Origin of the sequence: Allobosea sp. CER48 (assembly GCF_044752385.1) — a bacterium.
Taxonomy (GTDB): Bacteria; Pseudomonadota; Alphaproteobacteria; order Rhizobiales; family Beijerinckiaceae; genus Allobosea.
The window spans coordinates 1-3,336 of sequence record NZ_JBIWYK010000366.1; the positions used below are offsets into that span (position 1 = coordinate 1).

Sequence of the window (3,336 nt, forward strand, 5' to 3'; positions counted from 1 at the left end):
GGAGGCCTAGCGCCCTTCAGAAACCGTTGCCGCCGGGGACGGCCGGCTCGGCATGGCTGACGAGGCGGCAGACCTGCGGGCGCGCGATCCGCACGGCCCGCTCGATGGCGTCGACGGCGTCATGCACGGCGGCGACGTTGAGCGCCGGGTCGACGCGGCAGTGATAGTTGACCACAAGCCCCTTGGCGGTCTGGCGCACGCGCACGCTGTGGATGTCGTGGATCGGCCCGGCGAGTCTCGCAGCTTCGCCGGCGAGCGCCTTGCCGATGTCCTCGACGGTTTCCCAGGCTGCGTTGTGCCCGTGCGGCTGGCCGGTTTCCATCGGTTCGATATGGGTCTCGACCTCGGTCTCGCCGCCGAATTCCGCCCGGATCGCGTTCTCGAGCCGGGTGGCGATCTCATGCGCCTCGCCGAGCGGCAGGGTGGCGTCGACCTCCATATCAAGACTGACGGAGAGCTTCTCGCCGATACTGTGGACGGTGACGTGGTGCACCGGGATCTTCAGCTTGAGAGCGATCAGCAGCACGCGCTCCAGCGCCGTCTCGTCGTCGACCTGGACCGGGTCTGCCGTGATCGTGATTTCGGAATCCGGCTCGCTCGTCCGCAGGGCCTCGCCGAGCTCGGCCTTGATCGCGGTTACGCGCTCGAGCGGCAGCGTGCGCGAGACGCTGATGCCGATCTCGCCGTGGACACGCCCGCCGGCGGGGCGGATCCTGAGCCAGTTGATGCCGACGACGCCGGGCACCCGCCGCGCGACCTCGCGCAGCTTCTCGCCGACGCCTTCGGGCGCCGTATCCATCAACGTATTCAGAACGCGCCGGGCGAGGCGGAAGGCCGAGAAGGCGGTGTAGGCCGCAATGGCGAAGGCCGCGGCCGTGTCGGCGCGCTCGAAGCCGTACCAGACGCCGATGAGCCCGGCGAGCACCAGCGCCGAGCCGATGAAGTCGGCCGAGAAATGCGTGGCTTCCCCGGCCAGGGCCTCGCTCCCGGTTTCCTGGGCGACCTTGGTCAGAGAGCGCCAGCGAATGGCGTCGACGATCATCGACAGCACGAGCACGCCGATGACGAGCGGCGTGACCTGGACATGCTCGATCAGGTTGGTCCAGAGCCGGTTGCCGGCCTCCCACAGGATGGCGCCAGCCAGCGTGAACAGGATCGCGGTCTCGACCAGCGCGGCAAGCGCCTCGACCTTGCCATGGCCGTAATGATGCTCCTCGTCGGCCGGCTTGTCCGACGCGCGCACCGCAAACCAGGTGAAAAGCGTCGAGCCGACATCCACCAGCCCCTGCAGCGCGTCGGTGAGGAGGGCGAGCGAGCCGGAGATGATCGCGCCGAGCATCTTCGCTGCGGTGAGCAGGATCGTCGCCATCACCGAGAGGATGGCCGCACGCTGCTTGATCTGCGCGATCTGGGCGGGCGTGGCGCGCTGAGGCGGTGCCGTCACCGGCCCGTCTTGCGTTGTCGTCATGGCTCGTCCTGCTTGCCGTCTCTTGGAACGCCGATGCTCTTGCCTGATTTAGGAAACGGATCAACCCTGCCGTCCCTCAACGAGGAAACACGATGCGTTATCTCCACACCATGGTGCGCGTGACCGATCTGGATCAGGCGCTGGATTTCTACGTCAACAAGTTCGGCATGGTCGAAACCCGCCGGATCGAGAACGAGAAGGGCCGCTTCACGCTGGTCTTCCTCGCGGCGAGCGACGATCTCGACGCGGCGCGCGCCGGCGCCTCGCGCGGCCGGCCGACGCTGGAGCTCACCTATAACTGGGACCCGGAAACCTATACCGGCGGGCGCAATTTCGGCCATCTCGCCTATGAGGTCGACGACATCTACGCGACCTGCGAGAAGCTGATGAAGGCCGGCATCACCATCAATCGCCCGCCGCGCGACGGCAACATGGCCTTCATCCGCTCGCCCGACAACATCTCGATCGAGCTGCTCCAGAAGGGCGATCCGAAGCCGCCGGCCGAGCCGTGGGCGAGCATGCAGAACACCGGCGTCTGGTGAGGGATCGGGGTCGCCTTGGTTCATGAACCCGCGCACGCCGGCGTCTTCTGCCTCGGCATCGCCACGCTCGACTATGTCTACAGCGTCGAGACCATGCCGACGCGCGGCGAGAAATATCGCTCGCGCGGTCTCGCCGTGGTCGGCGGCGGCTGCGCCGGCAATGCCTCCGTGGCGATCGCGCGCCTCGGCGGCCGCTGCTGGCTGGCGACGCGCCTCGCCGACGACCTGACCGGCGACCAGATCGTCGCCGACCTCAGGGCGGAGGGCGTCGACACCGCTTTCGCCCGGCGCGTCGCAGGCCTGACCTCGCCGGTCTCGGCCATCCTCGTCGATGCCGAAGGCGAGCGCATGGTGATCTCCCATTCCGACCCGAACATGCCCGAGGACGTCGGCTGGCTTCCCGGCGACCTGCCGGAAGGGGCCGGTGCCGTCCTGGCAGACACGCGCTGGGGAGAGGGCGCGCTGGCTGCATTGAAGCTCGCCCGCGCTGCCGGCGTTCCCGGCGTGCTCGATGGTGATCGCAAGCCGCCGCATCCGGATCTCGTGGGGACCGCGAGCCACGTCGCTTTCAGCCAGCAGGCCCTGCGAGAGGTTTCTGGAGAGGACGATCCGCGTGTCGGGTTGCCAAAGGTGGCTGCGGGCGTGCCGACCTGGCTGGCGGTGACGCTCGGCAAGGAGGGCGTGCTCTTCGTCGACCGGGGCGAGGTTCGTCACAGCCCGGCCTTCGATGTCGAGACCGTTGATACGCTCGGCGCCGGCGATGTCTGGCACGGCGCGTTCGCCCTGGCTCTCGCAGAGGGGCAGGGCGAGGAGGATGCGATCCGCTTCGCCTCGGCGGCGGCCGCGATCAAATGCACGCGGTTCGGCGGTCGCAGCGGTGCGCCGGGACGCGACGATGTCGAACGCTTCCTGGCTCAGGCGCGATAGCCTGACGAGGGGCCTTGGATGTCGGCTACCGGGGCCCCCCGTCTCTCCTGCGGACCCGTGGCCTGCGTCGCGTGCCCGTCACGCAGCTCGGGCATCTGGTCGATCGCGCGTTGCCGCGCGGAACCTCAGGAGAGAGCACAATGCTGGCGATCCAGGGCCTGAAATGCATCTACGACACCACCGGCCGGGGCTGGTCGATCGAGCTCGTCATCAAGGCCGAGGGCGAGGAGGCTCTGCGCCGCTTCGATGTCGATGGCCCGGATGAGGCCGAAATGCTGATCCAGGCGTTCGAGGATTCCTCCGTCAGCGCCTTCGACCCTGAAACCGGCGAGATCGTCTTCGGTTACGAGTACCTGGACCTCGATGCCGAAGATGAGGACGAGGATGATGACGCGGACG

Annotated in this window: 4 protein-coding genes; 3 read left to right on the forward strand and 1 reads right to left on the reverse strand. The window is 68.1% G+C overall.

Annotation, left to right across the window (positions count from 1 at the left end):
- Nucleotides 1-16: 16 nt before the first annotated feature.
- The gene (locus tag ACIPIA_RS12865) at nucleotides 17-1,468 is read right to left on the reverse strand and encodes a cation diffusion facilitator family transporter (protein ID WP_400510119.1); all 1,452 of its coding nucleotides are present in this window, start codon (nucleotides 1,466-1,468) and stop codon (nucleotides 17-19) included.
- A 92-nt stretch (nucleotides 1,469-1,560) separates the two neighbouring features.
- Between ACIPIA_RS12865 and ACIPIA_RS12870 the strand changes: the two genes are divergently transcribed.
- The 3 genes from ACIPIA_RS12870 to ACIPIA_RS12880 all read left to right on the forward strand — a co-directional run.
- Nucleotides 1,561-2,010 carry a VOC family protein gene (locus ACIPIA_RS12870; RefSeq protein WP_400510120.1) on the forward strand — a complete coding sequence of 150 codons (450 nt, stop codon included), beginning with the start codon at nucleotides 1,561-1,563 and terminating at the stop codon, nucleotides 2,008-2,010.
- 15 nt (nucleotides 2,011-2,025) lie between these two features.
- Complete coding sequence (locus ACIPIA_RS12875) at nucleotides 2,026-2,937, forward strand: PfkB family carbohydrate kinase (protein WP_400510121.1); 912 nt, start codon at nucleotides 2,026-2,028, stop codon at nucleotides 2,935-2,937.
- Nucleotides 2,938-3,077: 140 nt separating this feature from the next.
- Nucleotides 3,078-3,336: hypothetical protein (locus ACIPIA_RS12880; RefSeq protein ID WP_400510123.1), on the forward strand; the 259-nt coding region annotated here is incomplete at its 3' end.

Excerpts from the sequence above, each read along its gene's own strand:
- ACIPIA_RS12865 (WP_400510119.1), bottom strand. The coding sequence starts at position 1,468 with ATGACGACAACGCAAGACGGGCCGGTGACGGCACCGCCTCAGCGCGCC.
- ACIPIA_RS12870 (WP_400510120.1), top strand. The coding sequence starts at position 1,561 with ATGCGTTATCTCCACACCATGGTGCGCGTGACCGATCTGGATCAGGCG.